Source organism: Fimbriimonadia bacterium (genome assembly GCA_039961735.1).
Taxonomy (GTDB): Bacteria; Armatimonadota; Fimbriimonadia; order Fimbriimonadales; family JABRVX01; genus JABRVX01.
On sequence record JABRVX010000006.1, the window covers coordinates 38,741 to 58,139 of the forward strand.

Genomic DNA, 19,399 nt, shown 5'->3' on the forward strand with positions numbered 1-19,399 from the left:
ATATGGCACACAAGAAAGGCGTCGGAAGTACCCGCAACGGCAGGGACAGTAAGCCGAAGATGCTGGGAGTGAAGCGTTTCGCGGGGCAGGTCGTCCGCGCAGGCGAGATACTCGTACGCCAGCGCGGCACCCGGCTGCACCCGGGCCCGAACGTCGGCGTCGGTCGGGATTTCACGCTGTTCGCCTATTGCGACGGGCACGTGGTAATGGAAGGACCCAAGAACCGCCGGCGCATGGCGGTCATCCCCGCAGAGACCTCCTAGCCCCCTGCTCCCAAGTCTTGCGGCGCCCCGAGGGTCCCTCCCTCGGGGCGTTCCATCTGTCGCAATCCCGTGTGGTCTCGCCGCCCCGGCGATTGGAGTGACCGGCGAGACGCCGGTACCACGGTCACCTCCGACGCTGCAAGGCCAGGAGGAGCAAGCCGGAGGCAACGACCGCAATCCCTCCCGGCTCCGGGACCGGGGTGGAGAGGTAGACGCGTGCGGTGCCATCGGGCATTCCGGCTACCCAGAGGAACATGACCGTTCTCACCGATCGTCATGGCACCCGCGCCAACGTAGGGCTCCTCGCCGAACGCGCTGTCAGAAACGCAGAAGGTGTTAACGAATACCTTCTCCTTCCCCGCCGTAGACTCACCAGCGCCGTCCCACAACACGTTCCCCCACCGATCCATTCCGCCGAGAGACAATCTGGTCGGCGGACCACCTAGCACCGGGCCAGAGATACTCTCGCGGTTCCGGTACACCGCCCTATTCGCGCCGCCTATCGACTCGGCCCCGATCCACGCTACCGTGCCATCGTCCGTCAGATAGATGTCCAGCTGGCGTATGCCATGATCACGGCCGCCAAAGACCTGTGAGGAGATGTCCTCGTAGTCCACATAGAGCACTTGGCCGCGAAACCCCGGGTAGAACGCAAGCCAGGCGAAGTGACCGCTGTTGCTGAACGCTTGTGCCAAGGCACCGACGCTGTCCAGCAGCAATCCCTTCGTCAGGTTCTGATCGTTGAGGAACACATCCATCCTACCGTCGGTGTTTGGACCCACCCCGGTCCATAGGACGTCTCCTCGGTCATTGACGTAGGCCCAGGAGTCGGCGGAGCGCGGTTTTCCTCCCAGGATCGGAGCAGAGTAGTTGGTGCTGTTCACATACAGGTCCACGCCCTCGCCCTGGCTCATCGCCCAGATCGCATCGCCTCTGCGATTGATGCCCCTCAGCGCTGTCTGGTACTTGTACAGCGTGCCGCCGAGCATCTCAGTCCCTCGGAAGAACTGGATTTCGTCCCTTTCTCGGGAGGCAATGAGCCACAAGGGTCTGCCCTGCTCGTCAATCCCTCTCGAACCCACAGACCCGGTCGCATCATGCACGGGAGGCGACACCTGCGGCAGGATGTCTTCGCCGTCCACCATCATGTGAAGCAAGCCGTCAGGAGTCATCGCCGACCACGCAACTTGGCCCTGATCGTTGATGCCCCCGCTCGCCGTCCAACCCAGCGTCGGCATATCGAAGTACTTCGCGTTCAGATTGGTACCGTTCTTGAACACCTGAAACACGGGGACGCCGCCGCTCCATGGCATCGGGATTGACCCATAGAAGTATGCGTCGCCGTTCCGGTTGACCCCGTACGGCTTGGGCCAGCCCCCCGGCACCTCGTCCAATCCGGACACCAGCAGCTCATGACGCCACTGCATCTGCGCAGGTGCTAGACACACGAGGAGCCAGGCCAACACAACTACCATAAGTTTCATCGTAACACCTCCAGGTCTTCACCGTGGGGGCGGCCACAGCGCCGAAGGCCGCCCCCGGCGAGTCAATGTGCTACCTCGGTCCCCACGTGGCCCGGACTCTGCCGTCGTTCGTCACCACGATGATCGCCCCGTCTGCGTCCATCGCCATGTCGTGCCGCGAAACGGTGGACGAAAGCTGGACCGGGAATGGGTGTGGCAACACCAAGGGTTGGAACGGGTTGATCGTCCAGAGCCACCCGCTCTCGGTCACGAAGTACAGGTACGTCGTACCGCCCTGATCGCTGTACGTCGGACTGGAGCTAAGTTCGTCCGCCGTCGAGGGCATCTTGCGGCAGAAGTACGCGATGGCGTCAAGTTGGTCCGCGCTGCGATCGTGCGCACGAACCACCGAGGGTCGGTTGGTTCCGGAGCCTGCGGTTCGGGTGAGCACATAGGTGATCGGTTGCGCGCAGCCGAAGTCATTGCACGGGTTGGCCACGACCATTCCGATGTCCTTGAGCACGGGCGGCATCCCGTCCAGCGCCCTGGTCACGGGATAGCCCTGGAGTCGCACTGCCCCGTCGACGCGATCGTCTCGTACTCCATAGACGCGCGCCTTGTTGGCGGTGGTCCTACCGACAAAGTACATCCGGACATCGGGTGGGGCCGTGTTGGCGATGGTGGCCCAACCGTCGCACACTTCTCCTGGCGTCTTCTCGTCGTAAGTTCACGCGACTTCACCGCTCGCCCCTTTGTCTACTATCTTGTCCAGGGTTGACAGGCCAGTGGCTGCGTAGACGTAGATGCGCCACCGGGACTCCTCCAGAGGCAGCGGCCCATACCCCGCGCTGGGAGTGCGAAGTAGGGGTCCAGAGGCCCACACGTACCACACGGGCGGTTGGTTCTCCGGGCTCCCTGAGTAGGATGTCTCGAAGGCCAGGATCTGCCAGCCGCTGTTCCCCACATACACCCGGGAACCGTTGGTTGCCCCAAAGGGTGAAGGAGCGTACAGGGGAGGCGTGATCGCGCCGAGTTGCGCGGATCGCCAGATGCGCGAGCCGGTGGATGCGTGGATACAGTGGATAAGGCCACTGGTGTTGCTGACGTAGACCGCCGGCTCGTTCCCTGCCATGCCCAGCGCGGGCGTGCCGACCGGCACTCCATCGCACTGGTATGGCCAGCCGGGAGCAACTTGGGTAACCCACGATCCCTGCTGGTCTACGCTCAGGACCACGCGGTACAGGCGATTGTCGTCTGTGCCGAAGTACACGCTGTAGCCATAGGGCGACGGGTCGTTGTAGGGGCCCACGGCCACGACATCGGGAAGGCGAGCCGCCCAGCCTACACTGGCATCCCCTCTCCAGCTTCGCAGGCCCTCCCATCCCCGCAACCGCGAAGACGAGCCTCCGCATCGCTGCAAGGGAAGGGATCGCGGTGCGATGGGCGAGGGGCGGAGAGGACGTACGGCCTGCGATGAGCCATCGGCCTACCTGCCGCGGGGTCTTCGCTTCTCTTCCAGCGGCACGCCCTTATCGTCTGTGGGGATCACCTGGCCGTCAGCTCGCAGCACGATGTGGATTCGCTCGCCAGCGATATTGTGCAGGTTGCACTTCACGACGATTGTCTCCGGCGGCGCGCCGGCCGGCGGCGGCGTGTACGCATAAGAAACATCACGTTGAACCGCCGAGTCGGTGGGGCACTTGAGCACCGACTTGTCCGCTAGGTAGGCCGGAACCAGGTCCTCGAGGGTCTGCGGGTACTGCCCGCCATGTTCACCGCGATACCGCTGCAGTGCCGTGCCCACGCTCTGCAAGTTCTCCGTGCAGGTAGTGATGCTGTAAGCCATCTGCATCCCTTGCTCGACCAGTGGCTTCATGAAGATCGCGAACACGATGCACGCCAGGAGGATCGCTCCACAGCCTATGCCCACGATCCAAGGCCACGGAGTTCCGCCCCGTTGCGAGCCACGCCACACCACTCTACTGCCGCTCATCGCTACCTCCCCGGAGTAAAGTCGGTGGATGGCTCTACGGCCAAGCAGAAGGCCGCCATCAGCTTGGCGCAGTTCTCCACGTCCTTCAGGTTCAGCACCTCGCACGGTGTGTGCATGTAACGGATGGGCACCGAGATCAGGGCGACGGCCATTCCGGCTCGGCTCACCTGCATCGCGTTCGCGTCGGTGCCGGTCCCACCGCCGGCGACTTCGATCTGGTAGGGTATGTTCGCGGCCTCCGCAGCTTTGAACAGCATGGACACGACCTTCGCGTTGTTGTTTGCCCCTCGACAGATCGCGGGCCCCTTCCCCAGCGATAGCTCGCCGACCTTCTTCTTGTCCACCGTCGGGTAGTCGGTCGCATGACCCACGTCCACGCAGAGTCCCACGTCGGCATTCGTGCCGTAGGCGCTGGTCTTCGCACCGCGGAGGCCTATCTCTTCCTGGACGGTGGCCACGGCACACACCGCGACCTTCGGTTTCCTGCGCGAGGCCGCGACGATTCGCAGCGCTTCGGCCACGATGAACGCCCCCATCTTGTTATCGAAGCCTCGAGCCGTGGCGACATCACCCTGCAGCGGAGCGAACTCCACTTGATAGGTGATGCAGTCGCCGATGGAGACTAGCTTCTGCGCCTGTGCCTTCTTGCTTACGCCGATGTCCACCCACAGGTCACTCAGGTCCGGCGCCTTCTTGCGCTCGTCGGGTTCGATCAGGTGGATCGCCTTCCGACCTAACACGCCGGGCACCCGACCCTTCGCCGTGTGCACCCACACGCGCTGGCCTACCGCGACCGTCGCATCGTGTCCGCCAATGCGGTCGAAGTACAGCATCCCATCGTCCGAGATGTAGCGGACGATGAATCCGATCTCGTCCATGTGTCCTGCGAGCATTACCTTTCTCGGAGCATCGGGGTTGACCCAGGCGAGGACGTTGCCCATCACGTCCGTCTCCACCGCATGGGCGAATTGCGACGTGTACTCGCGATACAACCTCGCGGCTGGCTCTTCGAATCCGGAGGGGGACGGGGCGTTGACGATGCTCTTGAAGAACTCGAGGGACTCCGCTCGCATTTGTTGCACCTTTCACAAATAAGTGTTCGAGTAGGTATACCCGATACGCGTTGCCACTATACCGGCGAGGCAAACACGGCTAGCGCCCCGTAGATTTGGCGTTTTTCGTGCCATCCCGCGCAAATCGCCTGCCGGATGGATTGACAGGAGGCAGCACCGGAGTTACACTACCCGGTAGAAGCTTGGGTTTTGCTGGGTTATCCGGCGCTGTCGCGTGCGTCGTTGCACTAGTAGGAAGGAGTGCCCTCGATGATCCTGGGTCGCTTAAGTATAGTAACTGCTGCCCTGTTGCTGCTCCTGGCTGCTCAGGCGCAGCCGTATGTCGCGGTCTTCACCAGCCCGCCCGACGGCGCTTGCGCACGATTCTTTGCTCAGATCACCTTCAGCGTGGGCGGACCACTGCCGCTTCACGTGCGCGTGCAGGACGACCTCGGGCACACGCTTTTCAGCGAGACGTACTTCGGCACACCGCCCCCGATCATCTCGATCGGCTATGACCCGCTGGCTCTGGGCGTGCCAGACGGCCCTCACGTGCTTACTCTGGATGTCTGGGGCAGCGAGGGCTCGGCACAAGATACGCTGCTGCTCAACGTGGACAACACGCCGCCAACACCGACCATCAACTACCCGGCCGACGGGCAGTGCGTGAACGGCGTGGTGACCATCCGAGGTACCGTCCAGGACAACTTCTCCGGACCCGGTGCCTGGGAGTTGCGTATAGACGGCGTTCAGGTCGCTGCTGGCGAGGGTGCGAACGTCCAATACGATTGGAACACTGCGGGCCTGTCTGACAACTCGCTGCACACTATTCGCCTGGTGGCCTCCGACGTGTGCGGCAACTCGGCTCAGACCCCGATTGCCACGGTGCGCGTCAACAACAACGCGCCGACCCTCACCGATATCGTCCCCCAAAATGGCGCTGTCGTCAAAGGGATCGTGACGGTCTCCGCGCTCGTGTCCGACGGGCAGACGACGGAGTGGTCGGTCATGGTGGACGGGTCCATAGTGGGGCTAAACCCACCGAGTGGCGTGGGCTCGGCAATCTCGTCGCTGTGGGATACGACCAAATACACCGATGGCGCACACTCCCTGGGCCTCACCATCACGGATGGATGCGGCAACTCGGCTACTACCTTCGTTATGGTAGTGGTCTCTAACGGGCCAACAGGCGGTGACGGTAACTGCAGGCCGCTGAAGAACCTCATCGTCGAGAAGCCGCCGGTAGGTCTCGGGCTCACACGTGCGCGGGTCTTCCGGCCGCAGACTATCAACATTGACGGCTTTACCGTGCGCGACGTGCTCGAGGCGAACAACGTGGAGATCACGGCGAATACCCTGGTGCAGCGAGTGTGCGTCTCGAAGGAGACGCCGCTGTACAAGTGCGGGGCGTTCGTGTACGGGCCGGGAAGCGGGCTGAATACCAACTTCAACTCGGGCTGGGTATACGCAAACTCCCAGCACCTGGACCGCTCCGTGGTGGACATCGCATTCGCTGCTCAGGGCGGGAAGCTCGGCAACCGTGCACTGCTTTTCTCGCCTCCGGGAACGACGTATCGCCTCAAGGTCACCTATGTAACTCGGCTCGAGAACGGCCGCATCTCACCTCCTGAAACCGTGGAGCTGTGCTGGACAGTGGTAATCGAGGATCGCGACGACCTCCGCGACAACGTCGAGTACTTCTCGACCGTCGCGGCGGGCGCCACGCAAAAGCCGAAGATCGCGGACGACGTCGTCGCGGCGCTGTTCGAAGCCATCTACGAGGACGACCCGCTGGAGGCGTTGGTGCAGATCGAGATGGTCATCGCACTCTCGGCCACTGATTTCAGCACGCTTCGCGACCGACCACACGTGCTCTTCCACTCTGGCTACCTGGTCGATAGCGACGAGGAGCCTATCGGTTGCCTGCTCATCGAACAGGCGAACGCTCTTCTCTGGCGGTAGCGAGCTACCGGGCTGCGGTTGGTTCGGGGGCGCCTTGCGGGCGCCCCCGGTCTCTGGCTTAGCCAGCGACGAATCGCACGATCGAGGCCGCCATTTCGTCAGAATATGAGGACAACGGCTCAGAAGCTCCAAAATTCGAAGTACGGAGCCGCTAAGGGGGCCTGACGTAGTACGCTGGGTTCGACGTCCACACTGAAGAGGGACGAACATCGTGATAACCGACGGCGGGGCCAGCCCGTCTATCCCATCGGGAAGCGACGAGACGATGGAAGGACGCGCTGCGACACTGACCCAGGCAATCGGCGAAGGAAGCTGGGACGTCACCGACCTCCAACTCGTAATCCGGGCGAGGGGTGGCGATCTCCCGGCGTTCGCCATGCTGTTCGAGCGCTACCGAAAGCTTGTCTTTCGGTTCGTGTCGCACCTTGCCTCGGGCCGCGACGATGCCGAAGACATCACCCAGGAGTGCTTCGTTCGCGCATTCGAGAACCTGCATCGCTTCCGGGACGAGTGTCGCTTCACCACTTGGCTGCTCCGAATCGCGGTCAACCTATGCACGGACCGGGCAAGAATGCGCTCGCGGCGCACCGCCCTGGAGGACCAGGAGGCGGCCGGTGCCCTGCTGTGGATGACCACGAGCGAACCTAGCGACCCTGTGGCGAACATCGTGGCAGAGCGCCGAGCCGATGCCGTGCGTCGAGCACTCAACGCGCTGCCGGAGCACCACAAGCTGATGATCGTGCTTCGTGACGTGGAGCAGAAGGACTACGACGAAATCACCCAGATACTCGGGTGCACGTACGGTGGGGCCAAGCTGAGAGTGCTGCGAGCCAGACGAGCACTCCGGGATAGGCTTCAGCCCCTGTTGGAGGTACTGGAATGAAACTGGCCTGCATGCTGGTGCGCCGCAGCGCCGCGGCCTATGCGAACAACGAACTTCGCAACGGTCGCCTGGACAGGTTCGTTCGAAACCATCTCGAGACGTGCCCCGACTGCGCCAGAGAAGTGGAGGCCTTTCGTGCGGTCGGTCGCTTATTGGCGTCCACGCGTCCTGCCGACGTTAGCCCGAGAGTGCAGTGGGACGATGTGCGCCGAACGATCCTGGCCCGCCGGGAAGCCCAGCGTCAGCGGGCAGCTGCTGTCGCTACGATGAGGCGAGGAGCCTCTCTTGCCGGGGTGTGCGGGGCAGCGGCCCTAGCGCTTTGGCTCGTCGGCCCGACGCTGCGAAACGGCCTGATCAGCGGCACGCCGGGCGAAGGTGAGATCGTCAAGTCGCCCGAGCCACAGCCTGCTCCGACCGCCATCACCGATACTAAGGCGCCTTCACCGTCGGTGCAGGAGGTTCGCCAGCCGCATCTAGCCGAGGCGAGCATGCGCCAAGGGCAGGCACGGAGCATAACTGCGCCCGTCCGCACCGAACGCGTCGCCCTGGTGGAAGACCCGAAAATTCCAGCCCCGATTGGCCCCGCATCGGAGGGCCCTACACAGATCATCGCTGTGGAGCTCTCTCCGAACGCGAATACAGGAGCGGTGGAAGCCGCCGTGGTGTCACCTGATGAAGGCTCGCTGTTTATTGATACTTAGTTTGCTGCTACTCTCGGCTCTGCCGCTGTGCTCATTCGCGCAGGACGAGGTGGATGAGCCTGCAGCCGCTCTATCGGCCATCGAGAAGTGCGTGATCTCGGTCACCGCGCGGCAACAGGCACGTCCCGGTCTCACCAAAGGTTTGGTTCGCGGTGGCATCGGCGTGCTGGTGCGCGCGGATGGCATCGCGCTCGTACCGGGAGAGCTGTTCGTGTACGGTGTTCGTACCGACTCCGGCACCGCCGAGGAGTTGTATTGCCGACCGGACCAAGTCAGTGTTACCGTAACGGTGCCTGGCCACGAGCCGATTCCTGCGCAGATGCTCGGGGCCGATCCGCGCACTCGACTTGCCAGTATCCGCCTTGCGTCAATCCCTGCCTCTCTCTCGGTTCTGCCTCTTCAGAGCACCCAGCGGGTCGCCCCTGACCCCTCGGCGCGTGTGTTCCTCCCCGGCGCCCAGGTGATGCACGCCGCCCTGCCTGGCTCCGAGGCAATCGGTGTGGATGCGCACACCAACCGGTTTATGCCCTTGGTCGAGGTGCACCTGGAGCGTTCGGCCGTCGGGCTGAGTGGTGCTCCGGTTGTCAACTCGAAGGGGCAATTCGTGGGTCTACTGAGGGCGCAGAAGGCTAGCACGCCGGGAGCAGAAACGCCTTCGCAAGTGTGGTTCGCGCTACCACCCAGCCTGGTGCAGCGTGTCGCCGAGGGCCTGGCACAACCGCCCTATGTTGTCAGGCACAGGTGGGTGGGGATTCAGTGCGATAACGCCCGTAACCGTCCGGGTGCGGCCGTGGTAGGGGTGACCTTGGGTGGACCCGGGCAGGTGGCGGGACTAACGATAGGCGACGTGATTATCGAAGCGGGCGGCCTCCCCGTGCGTACCTCCGCCGACTTCGCCGGTGCGGTATTCTCGCAGCCACTGGACGGCTGGCTTCCTATTACGGTGCTGCGCGGTGGTACGACGTTGAAACTGCGCGTGAAGGTTGCTGCCGAACCCACCCCCCGCCGCTGACCTACGCCGTCTTTCCGGTTGATCGTTTCGGGGAACGGCAGTCGCTGCCGCTTGTGCTCACAGATGCTTACACGCGATTGCCCTCTCAGCACTGTGCGCACCACGTCACGGGTACCCGAAGGAAGTGTTCCCCGCTCTATTGGGAAGGAGAAGAAAGCGCAGCGGCCCCGATGGGTATCGGGGCCGCTGTAAGCTATCAATCCGGGCAACGTGCTATCCTCCCGGGCCGTTGCCAGCCAAGTACTTTCGCCGCTGAGGGGCTTAACTACCGTGTTCGGGATGGGAACGGGTGTTTCTCCCTCGCCATGGTCACCCGAATTGAGATCGGATGGATCGCTCTTGGATTGTCAAGAGCACCCTGACAGTTGCATAGTTACGAGGTCTGTGTAGGAGTGTCGTGTCATGATTGCAGCTCTCTAGTTAGCCGCTCGACCGATTAGTACCGCTGGACTGAACACGTTACCGTGCGTACATCTGCGGCCTATCGACCCGGTAGTCTTCCGGGGGTCTTAACCCACGAGGGGAGGGAGACCTATTCTTGGAGTCGGCTTGGCGCTTAGATGCTTTCAGCGCTTATCCGATCCGGACTTGGCTAACCTGCGTCTGCACCTGGCGGTACAACAGGTACACCAGAGGTCCGTTCATTCCGGTCCTCTCGTACTAGGAACGACTCTCCTCAAGTCTCCTACGCCCACGGCGGATAGGGACCGAACTGGCTCACGCCGTTCTGAACCCAGCTCGCGTGCCACTTTAATAGACGAACAGTCTAACCCTTGGGACCTACTCCAGCCCCAGGATGTGACGAGCCGACATCGAGGTGCCAAACCATACCGTCGCTATGAGCGCTTAGGTAAGATCAGCCTGTTATCCCCAGGGTAGCTTTTATCCGATGAACCCTGGCGTGCCCACACACAACCAGAGGGTCACTAGGCCCTGCTTTCGCATCTGCTCGACCGGTATGTCTCACAGTTAAGCTCCCTTGTGCCCTTACACTCGACGGCTGATTTCCGACCAGCCTGAGGGAACCTTTGGGCGCCTCCGTTACCTTTTGGGAGGCGACCGCCCCAGTCAAACTACCCACCATAGACTGTCTCCTAACCGGATAACGGTCAGGGTTAGTACTTCCAACTAACAAGGGTGGTGTTCCATTGATGCCGAAGCTCCCACCTACGCTCTACAAGTTAGCCGGAAACACAATCTAAAGTTGTAGTAAAGCTCCATGGGGTCTTTCCGTCCTGCCGCGGGGAACCCGCATCTTCACGGGTGCTACAATTTCACCGAGCTTCTGGCTGAGACAGCGCCCAAGTCGTTACGCCTTTCATGCGGGTCGGAACTTACCCGACAAGGAATTTCGCTACCTTAGGACCGTTAGAGTTACGGCCGCCATTCACCTGGGCTTCGATTCGGTGCTTTGGATTGCTCCGAACACCTCCTCTTAACCTACAGGCATTGGGCAGGCGTCAGCCCCTATACGTCGACTTTCGTCTTAGCAGAGGCCTGTGTTTTTGGTAAACAGTCGCCCGGGCTGCTTAGCTGCGGCCCCGACTCTCGCCGGGGCGCCCCTTATTCCGAAGTTACGGGGCCCGTTTGCCTAGTTCCTTAGCCAGAGTTCGCTCGAACGCCTTAGTCTCCTCGACTCACCTACCTGTGTCGGATTGCGGTACGGGCGTACAAGGGTTATGCTTAGAGGTTTTTCGCGGCCCCGGTCAGCTCCACTTCGCTTTGTGTTTCCACTCCACTTCGTCGTTGGCCGCGATTCTGCCGGCGGATTTGCCTACCGGCCACGCGGTTTCCTTCCCACATCTACCAACGGTGTGGTAGGAGCCTCCCGAAACGTCACCCCATCGCACCCCTGCACGGGGCAGGAATATCAACCTGCTGTCCATCGCCTACGACTTCCGTCCTCGGCTTAGGCCCGCCTAACCTCCGGCTGACGAACATGGCCGGAGAAACCTTAGGCTTTCGGCGTACGGGATTCTCACCCGTATTCTCGCTACTCATGCCTGCATTCTCACTTCCATGCACTCCAGCAGTGCTCACGCTCTACCTTCATCGCGCATGCAACGCTCCCCTACCATCCCGACCGAAATCGGGATCCACAGCTTCGGGGGATAGCTTAGCCGCCTTACATTGTCCGCGCAAAACCACATTCGGCCAGTAAGCTGTTACGCACTTTTTAAAGGGTGGCTGCCTCCAAGCCAACCTCCTGGCTGTTTATGCGATCTCACATCGTTTCACACTTAGCTATCACTTAGCGCCCTTAGCTGGTGGTCTGGGCTATTGCCCTCTCGACTACGGATCTTATCACTCGCAGTCTCACTGCCACGCTAATCTTATGCCATTCGGAGTTTGGTTGGGTTCGGTAGGCGGGTAAGCCCCCTAGCCCATCCAGTAGCTCTACCTGCATAAGACATCACGTAACGCTGCACCTAAATGCATTTCGGGGAGAACCAGCTATCTCCGAGCTCGATTGGCATTTCACCGGACTAACCACAACTCATCCAAACGGTTTTCAACCCGAACTGGTACGGCCCTCCATCGTGTGTTACCACGACTTCAGCCTGGCCATGGCTAGATCGCTCGGTTTCGGGTCTGCTGCTCGCGACTCAGTCGCCCTATTCAGACTCGGTTTCCCTTCGGCTCCGCGGCTGAACCGCTTAGCCTCGCCACAAGCAACAACTCGCAGGCTCGTTCTACAAAAAGTACGCCATCACACGTTCCCCGATCGCTCGGGGCATAGTGCTCTGACTGGTTGTAAGCGTACGATTTCAGGTTCTATTTCACCCCCCTCACCGGGGTACTTTTCACCTTTCCCTCACGGTACTTCTGCACTATCGGTGGCATGGAGTATTTAGCCTTACGCGGTGGTCCGCGCAGATTCACACAGAGTTCCTCGTGCTCCGTGCTACTCGGGTGCCCACTGACTCGCTCCAGCTTTCGTGTACGGGGCTTTCACCCTCTACGGCGCTGCTTCCCAGACAGCTTCCACTAGCCTTCGCGATATCGTTATGTGGGTCCCACAACCCCGGCCCAGCATGCCGGACCGGTTTAGGCTCGCCCCGTTTCGCTCGCCGCTACTCAGGGGTTCTCTTCGATTTCTCTTCCTCCGGGTACTTAGATGTTTCAGTTCCCCGGGTGCCCTCCACTCGCCCTATAGATTCAGGCGAGGGTGACCGGGTGTTAGCCCGGCCGGGTTTCCCCATTCGGAAATCTCCGGATCAAAGCTTATTAGCAGCTCCCCGAAGCGTTTCGCCGCTGGTCGCGTCCTTCATCGGCCCCATGCCCCAAGGCATCCGTCGTACGCTCTTTGTAGCTAACAGAGAATATCTATCGTGAAGATACGACATCCCTCGAGACCTTTTCACTATGCAACTGTCAAGGTGCTCCAACCGCCGTCGCCGGCGACGCCGAACCCCTGTACAGGGCAGCGGCGAAAAGGAATCATACCAGACCCGACGCCCCGTGTCAAGCGCCCTCCGAGTTTTTCGGAGGATTCGCACCAAAATCGTATCCGGGTTGCATCAGCCGACAGACCATACGTAAGGAAGGGAGCCTGAAATTGCATGCCGTCTCGTTCCAGCACTCCCCTTCGGCACCCGATACCCCATACCCATGCACCCAGCAACCAGGAAGCCGGTCAGGAGGAAGCGCTCCGCTATCGCAGAGATCCTCGTCGCGCTCTCCAGCCTCTACGTGCTTCCGTGAGCATCCTCCAGGTCTTGCAGAGCATGGTCACCCGTATTCCCCCCGGCTTTTAGCCCACTCCACACACTCGGCATGGCTCTTGCACTCCCCCTAGGCGAACCACGCTTTAGGACTTTGCCGAGGAGAGCACAGCATGAGAACAGCAACACTTGCCGTAACGTTCGCCGCCGGGGCCTTGTGTCTAACCCTGCCCGCTGCAGCGAACACCTACGCAGGCAGCGACTGGATACTGGAGTACAACCTGAACGGGCAGATCGAGCTTTCTGCCACGCTTATCGACTTCGCGAGTGGAAACCAGACGGAATCCGTGACCGCTCTGGACATCCCCGGGGGCGCCAACTTCGGGATCGCCTTGCCCTTGCCGCTCGCAATCGACATGTACGAGGTGGACTGGAACGGCAACGCCATCCTAGGGGACGTCGGGGACCGATTGCTGCGCGTGTACGGAGATGACCCGGGCGAGCTGCCGGTCGTGATCGACGGCGCCTACTTGGCCTGGATGAACCCGGTGCTGGCCGACTACGATCTCGAGATCACGCTCGCGCGCATCTCTACGACCATCATGGCCATGAACGGCCCCCGCGTATACGACCTGCGCGACGGAAAGGGCTTCGTTCTCGAGGGCTTCGCCTGGGCCAAGCCCGGCACAGGACGAGAGGACGGTACCCTCGCAGCATCGTCCAAGTTCATCCTGACCCGACCAGTGCCTGAGCCGAGCGCGCTGGCGGGCCTTGCCATCGGACTTACGACCCTCCTGAGTCTGCGAGCACGCCGCAGGGCGTGAGAGTGACTGGGCCTAACCACTCCCCCACCGGCGTCCCCGCAGCCGGTGGGGGAGCATTCATTGAGGGACATGAACCGGTAAAATCTGGGTAAGACTACCGGGGGGTGCGAGGATGGCGCTATCGCCCACGTTGAAGCAGCGACTGGAAATGCAAGGGTTCACGGGGTTGGACGAAGCCACATTGTGCAGTTTGGAGCCTGCAGCCAGGTTGACGCCGCTGCTATGCTCGGCCTCCGCGCTGATCACCGGCCTGACCGGTTCGGCCTACGTCGCCTGGGTGTTCGCCGCTCTCGGAATCTTGGGGGCCATCTTCCCTCGCCACGCTTTCGACCTGCTATACAACCACATGCTCCGGCCTATCTTCCGAGGACCGGTGTTGCCGCCGAACGGTGGGGGCAGGCGGTTGGCCTGCGGCATGGGCGGGCTAATGCTGGCGGGCGCAGGTTGGGCCTTTTGGGCCGGCGCTACAGTAGTGGGCTACGTGCTGTGCGGCATCATGGTGGTGATGGCAGCGATAGCCGGTCTAACCCACTTCTGCCTTGCCGCGCTGATTTACCGCGCGCTGTTCGGTCGGCGCGCCACAGCAAGGTAACCACCTATAGCTCGAAGTCAGGCTCTTCCCTCTCCGGCACCGGGCGACCCATCTGCTCATAGATGGCCTCGCTCTGCTGGATCAGCGCCGCGGCACGCTCGTTCTTCGGATCGAGTTCCACTGCCTTGCGGAACATCTGCAGCGCTTGCCGAAACTTGGTGCTGCGCGAGAGATCCGGGGCATTCTGGATCGCATCTCCTAGCTCGGTGAGCGCCTTCGAGTACGCCTGCGCCACTACTGCGTCCTTCGGGGCCTTCTCGTACTTGGCCTTGGCCTCCAGCGTGGAGTCGCGCAGACGTATGAGCGCTTCCGGCACCTCGGCACCCGGCTCGCCATGAGGATTCTGTATGGGTGGATGCTGCGGAGGGCTCTCCGTGGTCTTCTCGGGCAGCGGGCCGTTGCACCCGATTAGGAACGAAGCTGCCACCAACACTAAGATGACACTAACGTGCTTGATTACCACTGATAGCCTCCTGGCGCAGAACCTTCGGGTCCAGCGCGGTGTCTTCCAGGTTCTCATTGAACGTCACGAAACCGTTGTCGTCGTTCGCTCGCAGTGTAAGCTTCGCGCCTTCGCGGACGTACACGACCTCGATCCAGCCATCGCCCTTTTTGCGCGTCCCTTTGCCCAGACGCTTCTCGTATTCGGCGAAGGCATCCTCCGCCTCGGTCATACTCTCCATCACCACCCGATGGATCATCTTCACCGCACCCTTGCCCGGAACAAAGGCTGCAGCGAAGCTCTCCTGGCTAGGCAGTTCCCACGCCATGTACTCCAGACCGGGGTCGGCACCCACCTGTTCGGCGATGTCCTTAGCATCGGGCGGAGCGGGCACGGCTTCCTGGACCTGCTCAGGTGTTGCGCCTAAGAACAGCGGCTTCACGCCGATGAGTTGCAGCTTCGGCGGGGCGGCCTGCGTAGTTTCCGGCTTCGGCCTGTCACCCGTGCAGCCGCTCAGCAACAGTCCGAGAGCCGCAACCAGCAGCAAACTCCTCACTGTTTCTTGCGCTCCCGCATTGCACGAAGTGCCTCTTGCATAGCCTTCACATGAGCCGAGTCGACCAGAGTGGCGGTGAACCGGTGGTCCGCCCCCGACCGGATGGTTTCCAGCCGCAGGCGGCAAGCATCTTGCTCCCGTCCGTAGCTCCGAATGGTACGCGCGGGTTGTCGGTCCACGACCGGTTCTCCGAAGCTCTTCTCATACCTCTGAGACCACAGAGTCGCCTCGGCGCTTGTCACCGGCGCGATGCTGTGGCTGATCTGCACGAGGCGTCCGTCCCTAAAGTAGGCTATCAGGGTCTGCGCCGGGTTCTGCCTGGTCCCGTTGGACTGGACCCAGGCCAGCATGTCGAAGCCTCCGGGTAGCTCAGCGTTCGGCAGTTCCTTCGCCCCGTGCGGCATCGGATAGGCATTCTGGACCTCGGCGAAGGAAGCACCGAGGCGCACTGCCACCGCACCGTTGGCGTCCAACAGGGCGAAGCGCGCGCGGTCGGTATTAGGCGGGGCGGACGCGCTCGATGCGGGCACCTCCGGGGGGCCGCTCCTGCAACCGGCCACCAACGCTGCAGAACAGCAGATGAGGATGAGGAGGGTTACGCGTCTCATAAGCTAGCTGCCGCACGGCGAAGTGCCGTGCGGCAATCGTCGTTGCTAACGTCCGGTGACGTTTGCCTAGTTGCCGCCCTCTGTCGGCGGTGCAGGAGGCGTCGCACCCTCGGTAGGAGTCTTGCCGCCCTCCTCACCGGCTGGCGGTGTGGTGGAGGTGCCGGTGTCGCCCGTCCCAGTCTCGGCCGGGGGAGTCGTTCCAGTGTCTCCGCCGTTCGGCGTCTCAGGCTTCTGCATGCCGTTCTCCTCGCCGCCACCATTCGTCGTCTCGGCGCCTTTGCAGCCGCCCACGATGGCGATGGCGATGCAGGCGAGCATCAGCCATGCGATCTTTCTCAACATCTGCTTGATCCTCCGTTCATTCTGCGTCGTCGGCGGCGCGGGCCTTACGGCCCAGCACTTCCGTGCCACCGACAACTGCATTCTACCCACAAAAGAACCAGGTCCCGCGCAAGTGGTGGTCCTAGGACGTTTCCGGAGCACGGAGCGAGTTCACCGCTGCGTCCATCTCTCGGCAACGTCTGACCGCCTCCGTAGCGGAGAGCCTCTCGTATGGCGATCCAACCTGTGCTTCGAAGACTTGTTTAGCCTTCTCGGGCATGGCCTGGAGGATAGTCTCCTCTGAAGCGGACGGAGGCAATCTTAGGAGACGCCCCGCCCGACGCAACGCATCCTGCCGAATCGCCTGCAGCGCGGGGCCTGCAAGACCGGCCTCCCCATAGAGGCGCGCTAAGGCAACAACGTAGTCCCCGAGAGGAGGCTGCTGGCGCCTCCGAGAAGCAGGGTAGCCCAGACGGGAACCTTGCGCTACCGCTAGAACGCCGAACAGCAGCAGAGCGTGGTAGACGAGCGTGCGACCCGGGCGGCCTATGCGTCCCCACAGGCTACCCGACTGGTCATCCACCGCGCCGTGGATCGTTTCCTCGAAGGCCACCGAGCGAGCCCCCCGTGCGGCAATCCCGATCAGCCGGATGGCGGCCTCTGCGTGATCGGCTTCACCCAGTTGCTCGTTCGTAAAAGGCGCTGCGTCAGCGAAAGCAACCAGCCACCCCTTGCCATATGCCCGAGCCAAACCGACTGGCTCGGTGCCGTTCGCCATAAGGACCACCCAATCGTTGCCTCTCGGGCGCAGAGCATGAACGGTGACAACACGCACGTCCCCCATCGCAGGATGGACCGAGCGCGCGCGACTCGGCGCTGAGGCTCGGGACAGTCCAATCTGTTCCTCGATACCAGGCAGATCTGCTGCCCCAAGCAGTACCAGGGTCGAACCGGCTCGCGCAAGGCCTAGGGCGCGCTCCCAGCCGGCACTGCCCCCGCCTAGTCCCCCAGGATGCCGTCTGCCGGGGGCGATGCCGCCTTCTGCGAGGACGAGGATCCGAGGCGGCTCTTTGACACTGTCGAGTGGTGTGCGCGAACGCGACACCTCATAACCCATCGCTCCCACCAAGCGGTACAGGGCCGCCAGACCGCCCGGGCCTGTCGAATAGGTGGAGCGGGAGCCCGGGTCCCGCTGCCGCCGTGATAGGATGGAGACACCCCCGAACATGGTAAGGAGAATGGCTGCAATCACAATGGCCGCTACGAGTCGCCCGACGAGCCTCATCGAGCGATCTCCGCGCAGGCTGCATCGACACTCCCGAAGTGTTCTCTAACCGCCTTCACCTGCTCTGCCGTCACGTGGCCGGCGCCGTACCAAGCCCCTTCGTAGGCCAGTACTAGCGGCACGAGGCGAGCAAAGCGTGCTGCGTCCCGGCTGCGGGCACGGCGCACGTACTCCCCGTTGGTCAAGCCTGGCTCGTGTCGGATGATGCCCGCCTCGTCGAGCCTGGCCAACGCCGCAAGCAGCAGATATCGCAACGCGCTATTCAGGTTCCCGAGTGCCGCCGATTCGTCCGAGAGCCGAAGCCACTCCCTGGAGCTCGCCTGTGTATACTCGTGGTCACCCTCATCGCTGCGACGTCTGATCGAAGTGCTGTGGATCCCACGACGCCGCAGCACCACCACGGTCACCGCCATTGCAACGGCTATCCCGGCTGCGATGAAGCCCACCCACGTCAGCACGTTGTCGAGGGCCGCCGCACTGGGTGCCAGGTCCGCGGTCAGGCGCGTTAGCCATCGCAGGAACGCGTTGATGCGGTCTAATAGCCACTCGCCGAGTGTCTGGCGGCTCGATGGTGGCGCGAAGACGGGATCTTGCAGGATGCGACGGGCCTGCTCCGACACGCCGGCAGGGATGGGGGGCTTTTCCAGCCTCTCGAGTTGTTGCAGGCTCTTTAGCGACCTTAGGGCTTCTTGGCGCTCTGTCTTGCCGCCCCTAACTGCCACTTGCAGGGCGAAGTTTCGGTAGCCGGCTCGGTCCAATTCCGCAGCTACCGCCGCCTGTTCGGACTGGCTGCCACGAGTAAGCGCCTTCTCCGCCCTTTGCAGCAGTGCGCCGTTGTCGGCTAAGAGGCTACAGCAGGAACTCAGAAGAAGTAGGCTCGCGCCGAAGGTTCTTCGCCAGCAGCTCCACATCGAAGGCCTCGTTCCTGATTCGAATGTCGAAGTATGTTAGTACGATGGCGGCGGACATGAAGGGGACTACCAGGATGCTGAGCGCACCCGACAGTATCAGTTTAACACCTTCTTGGAGTGCATTCACCCCACTCAGGCTGACGATAGGCTCGTCCGAGAAGAACTGCCCGCCTCCGAACGGAAGGAACGTCACGGATACGGCCATCTCCGCTACAAGGGACAGCACCACGCTCACGAGGCCGAGCAACATGAGAATGCCGAGCGTTCTTAGAAAGCGCGAGGTGCTGAGGCGCACGCTACGCCCTATCGCTCCGAGCACCCCAGCCTGCTCGACTACGATCACAGGTGCTACGAACGCAAGAAGCACCGCCAGGAACAGCACCAGAATCAGGAAACCACACATGCCGAGCGCCACTAGCACCGCAGCCGCATAAGGAGACATATCATCAATGGCACCCACCATTCCGAGCGCGATCCCGAACACGCAGATGGAGGCGAACAGCGCAGTCGCTACCAGGAAGAAGCTCCCGATCATTCGCCACATGCTGCCCGCGACACCACGCCGCACATCCTGCGCAGTGATCGGATTCCCGAGATACCGCTCAGCGATTGCGTAGGTTATCGCCGCCTGCTGATAGGCCCACGCGATGAGCCCAAGCGGTGTCAACAGCAGCCACGCGAGCGCAATTCCGAAAGAGGTATCGGTCGGCTCGACGAAGTAAAAGGGAGCGATCGCTGCAATGGAACCCCAGGCAGTGATGATCAATGCGGGGAGCCAGATCACCGATAAGAACAGCTTGGCGTTCTCACGATAGAGAGTGAGAGCCTCGTCGAAGATCTCGCCGACACCCATAGGGCGAAGCCGG

Annotated in this window: 19 protein-coding genes and 2 rRNA genes; 7 read left to right on the top strand and 14 right to left on the bottom strand. The window is 62.1% G+C overall.

Annotated elements, in window-relative coordinates; all coding sequences use genetic code 11:
• Window positions 1–2: 2 nt before the first annotated feature.
• Complete coding sequence (gene rpmA, locus HRF45_02555; protein ID MEP0765411.1) at window positions 3–263, top strand: 50S ribosomal protein L27; 261 nt, start codon at window positions 3–5, stop codon at window positions 261–263.
• Here rpmA and HRF45_02560 read toward each other — a convergent pair.
• The 5 genes from HRF45_02560 to HRF45_02580 form a co-directional block, all read right to left on the bottom strand.
• Window positions 260–1,747, bottom strand: coding sequence for a hypothetical protein (locus HRF45_02560; protein MEP0765412.1), 1,488 nt, complete (start codon window positions 1,745–1,747; stop codon window positions 260–262). The two genes, rpmA and HRF45_02560, sit on opposite strands and share 4 nt — an antisense overlap.
• A 70-nt stretch (window positions 1,748–1,817) precedes the next feature.
• Entirely contained in the window at window positions 1,818–2,426 is a 609-nt protein-coding gene (locus tag HRF45_02565) for a hypothetical protein (protein ID MEP0765413.1), read from the bottom strand.
• A gap of 27 nt (window positions 2,427–2,453) precedes the next feature.
• The gene (locus HRF45_02570; GenBank protein MEP0765414.1) at window positions 2,454–3,116 is read right to left on the bottom strand and encodes a hypothetical protein; all 663 of its coding nucleotides are present in this window, start codon (window positions 3,114–3,116) and stop codon (window positions 2,454–2,456) included.
• A 96-nt stretch (window positions 3,117–3,212) separates the two neighbouring features.
• Window positions 3,213–3,719: a hypothetical protein gene (locus HRF45_02575; protein MEP0765415.1), complete on the bottom strand. Its 507-nt coding sequence runs from the start codon at window positions 3,717–3,719 to the stop codon at window positions 3,213–3,215.
• A gap of 2 nt (window positions 3,720–3,721) precedes the next feature.
• Window positions 3,722–4,792, bottom strand: coding sequence for a M42 family metallopeptidase (locus tag HRF45_02580; GenBank protein ID MEP0765416.1), 1,071 nt, complete (start codon window positions 4,790–4,792; stop codon window positions 3,722–3,724).
• A 249-nt stretch (window positions 4,793–5,041) separates the two neighbouring features.
• Here HRF45_02580 and HRF45_02585 point away from each other — a divergent pair, with 249 nt between their 5' ends.
• From HRF45_02585 to HRF45_02600, 4 genes are all read left to right on the top strand, one after another.
• Window positions 5,042–6,733, top strand: coding sequence for an Ig-like domain-containing protein (locus tag HRF45_02585; GenBank protein MEP0765417.1), 1,692 nt, complete (start codon window positions 5,042–5,044; stop codon window positions 6,731–6,733).
• Between the two features lie 211 nt (window positions 6,734–6,944).
• Window positions 6,945–7,616 (top strand): sigma-70 family RNA polymerase sigma factor, encoded by a 672-nt coding sequence (locus HRF45_02590; GenBank protein ID MEP0765418.1) that lies wholly within the window; start codon window positions 6,945–6,947, stop codon window positions 7,614–7,616.
• Window positions 7,613–8,317, top strand: coding sequence for a hypothetical protein (locus tag HRF45_02595; protein ID MEP0765419.1), 705 nt, complete (start codon window positions 7,613–7,615; stop codon window positions 8,315–8,317). The genes HRF45_02590 and HRF45_02595 overlap by 4 nt, the downstream gene beginning before the upstream one ends.
• A complete protein-coding gene (locus HRF45_02600) occupies window positions 8,307–9,329 on the top strand; it encodes a serine protease (GenBank protein MEP0765420.1) in 1,023 nt (340 codons plus the stop codon). Before HRF45_02595 ends, HRF45_02600 begins: the two co-directional genes overlap by 11 nt.
• A 200-nt stretch (window positions 9,330–9,529) precedes the next feature.
• Here HRF45_02600 and rrf read toward each other — a convergent pair.
• A 5S ribosomal RNA gene (gene rrf / locus HRF45_02605) occupies window positions 9,530–9,646 on the bottom strand.
• 100 nt (window positions 9,647–9,746) lie between these two features.
• Window positions 9,747–12,647, bottom strand: a 23S ribosomal RNA gene (locus HRF45_02610).
• A gap of 520 nt (window positions 12,648–13,167) precedes the next feature.
• Between HRF45_02610 and HRF45_02615 the strand changes: the two genes are divergently transcribed.
• Both HRF45_02615 and HRF45_02620 read left to right on the top strand, forming a co-directional pair.
• The gene (locus HRF45_02615) at window positions 13,168–13,818 is read left to right on the top strand and encodes a PEP-CTERM sorting domain-containing protein (GenBank protein MEP0765421.1); all 651 of its coding nucleotides are present in this window, start codon (window positions 13,168–13,170) and stop codon (window positions 13,816–13,818) included.
• Between the two features lie 112 nt (window positions 13,819–13,930).
• On the top strand, window positions 13,931–14,410 hold the full coding sequence (locus HRF45_02620) for a DUF4395 domain-containing protein (GenBank protein ID MEP0765422.1): 480 nt from the start codon (window positions 13,931–13,933) through the stop codon (window positions 14,408–14,410).
• Between the two features lie 4 nt (window positions 14,411–14,414).
• On the opposite strand, the gene HRF45_02625 is transcribed toward HRF45_02620, so the two are convergent.
• The 7 genes from HRF45_02625 to HRF45_02655 form a co-directional block, all read right to left on the bottom strand.
• Complete coding sequence (locus tag HRF45_02625) at window positions 14,415–14,873, bottom strand: hypothetical protein (GenBank protein MEP0765423.1); 459 nt, start codon at window positions 14,871–14,873, stop codon at window positions 14,415–14,417.
• Window positions 14,854–15,408, bottom strand: coding sequence for a hypothetical protein (locus HRF45_02630; protein ID MEP0765424.1), 555 nt, complete (start codon window positions 15,406–15,408; stop codon window positions 14,854–14,856). Before HRF45_02630 ends, HRF45_02625 begins: the two co-directional genes overlap by 20 nt.
• Complete coding sequence (locus HRF45_02635) at window positions 15,405–16,016, bottom strand: hypothetical protein (GenBank protein MEP0765425.1); 612 nt, start codon at window positions 16,014–16,016, stop codon at window positions 15,405–15,407. Before HRF45_02635 ends, HRF45_02630 begins: the two co-directional genes overlap by 4 nt.
• Before the next feature lie 66 nt (window positions 16,017–16,082).
• Window positions 16,083–16,358: a hypothetical protein gene (locus HRF45_02640; GenBank protein MEP0765426.1), complete on the bottom strand. Its 276-nt coding sequence runs from the start codon at window positions 16,356–16,358 to the stop codon at window positions 16,083–16,085.
• Window positions 16,359–16,479: 121 nt separating this feature from the next.
• Complete coding sequence (locus HRF45_02645) at window positions 16,480–17,622, bottom strand: DUF4350 domain-containing protein (protein MEP0765427.1); 1,143 nt, start codon at window positions 17,620–17,622, stop codon at window positions 16,480–16,482.
• A complete protein-coding gene (locus tag HRF45_02650; protein ID MEP0765428.1) occupies window positions 17,619–18,533 on the bottom strand; it encodes a DUF4129 domain-containing protein in 915 nt (304 codons plus the stop codon). Before HRF45_02650 ends, HRF45_02645 begins: the two co-directional genes overlap by 4 nt.
• Window positions 18,472–19,386 carry a hypothetical protein gene (locus tag HRF45_02655; protein MEP0765429.1) on the bottom strand — a complete coding sequence of 305 codons (915 nt, stop codon included), beginning with the start codon at window positions 19,384–19,386 and terminating at the stop codon, window positions 18,472–18,474. The genes HRF45_02650 and HRF45_02655 overlap by 62 nt, the downstream gene beginning before the upstream one ends.
• Between the last annotated feature and the right edge of the window lie 13 nt (window positions 19,387–19,399).

What these genes read in the sequence shown, in the direction of transcription:
- rpmA (MEP0765411.1), top strand. Translation starts at nt 3, where the DNA reads ATGGCACACAAGAAAGGCGTCGGAAGTACCCGCAACGGCAGGGACAGT.
- HRF45_02560 (MEP0765412.1), bottom strand. Translation starts at nt 1,747, where the DNA reads ATGAAACTTATGGTAGTTGTGTTGGCCTGGCTCCTCGTGTGTCTAGCA.
- HRF45_02575 (MEP0765415.1), bottom strand. Translation starts at nt 3,719, where the DNA reads ATGAGCGGCAGTAGAGTGGTGTGGCGTGGCTCGCAACGGGGCGGAACT.
- HRF45_02580 (MEP0765416.1), bottom strand. Translation starts at nt 4,792, where the DNA reads ATGCGAGCGGAGTCCCTCGAGTTCTTCAAGAGCATCGTCAACGCCCCG.
- HRF45_02585 (MEP0765417.1), top strand. Translation starts at nt 5,042, where the DNA reads ATGATCCTGGGTCGCTTAAGTATAGTAACTGCTGCCCTGTTGCTGCTC.
- HRF45_02595 (MEP0765419.1), top strand. Translation starts at nt 7,613, where the DNA reads ATGAAACTGGCCTGCATGCTGGTGCGCCGCAGCGCCGCGGCCTATGCG.
- HRF45_02615 (MEP0765421.1), top strand. Translation starts at nt 13,168, where the DNA reads ATGAGAACAGCAACACTTGCCGTAACGTTCGCCGCCGGGGCCTTGTGT.
- HRF45_02620 (MEP0765422.1), top strand. Translation starts at nt 13,931, where the DNA reads ATGGCGCTATCGCCCACGTTGAAGCAGCGACTGGAAATGCAAGGGTTC.
- HRF45_02635 (MEP0765425.1), bottom strand. Translation starts at nt 16,016, where the DNA reads ATGAGACGCGTAACCCTCCTCATCCTCATCTGCTGTTCTGCAGCGTTG.
- HRF45_02640 (MEP0765426.1), bottom strand. Translation starts at nt 16,358, where the DNA reads ATGTTGAGAAAGATCGCATGGCTGATGCTCGCCTGCATCGCCATCGCC.
- HRF45_02645 (MEP0765427.1), bottom strand. Translation starts at nt 17,622, where the DNA reads ATGAGGCTCGTCGGGCGACTCGTAGCGGCCATTGTGATTGCAGCCATT.
- HRF45_02650 (MEP0765428.1), bottom strand. Translation starts at nt 18,533, where the DNA reads ATGTGGAGCTGCTGGCGAAGAACCTTCGGCGCGAGCCTACTTCTTCTG.
- HRF45_02655 (MEP0765429.1), bottom strand. Translation starts at nt 19,386, where the DNA reads ATGGGTGTCGGCGAGATCTTCGACGAGGCTCTCACTCTCTATCGTGAG.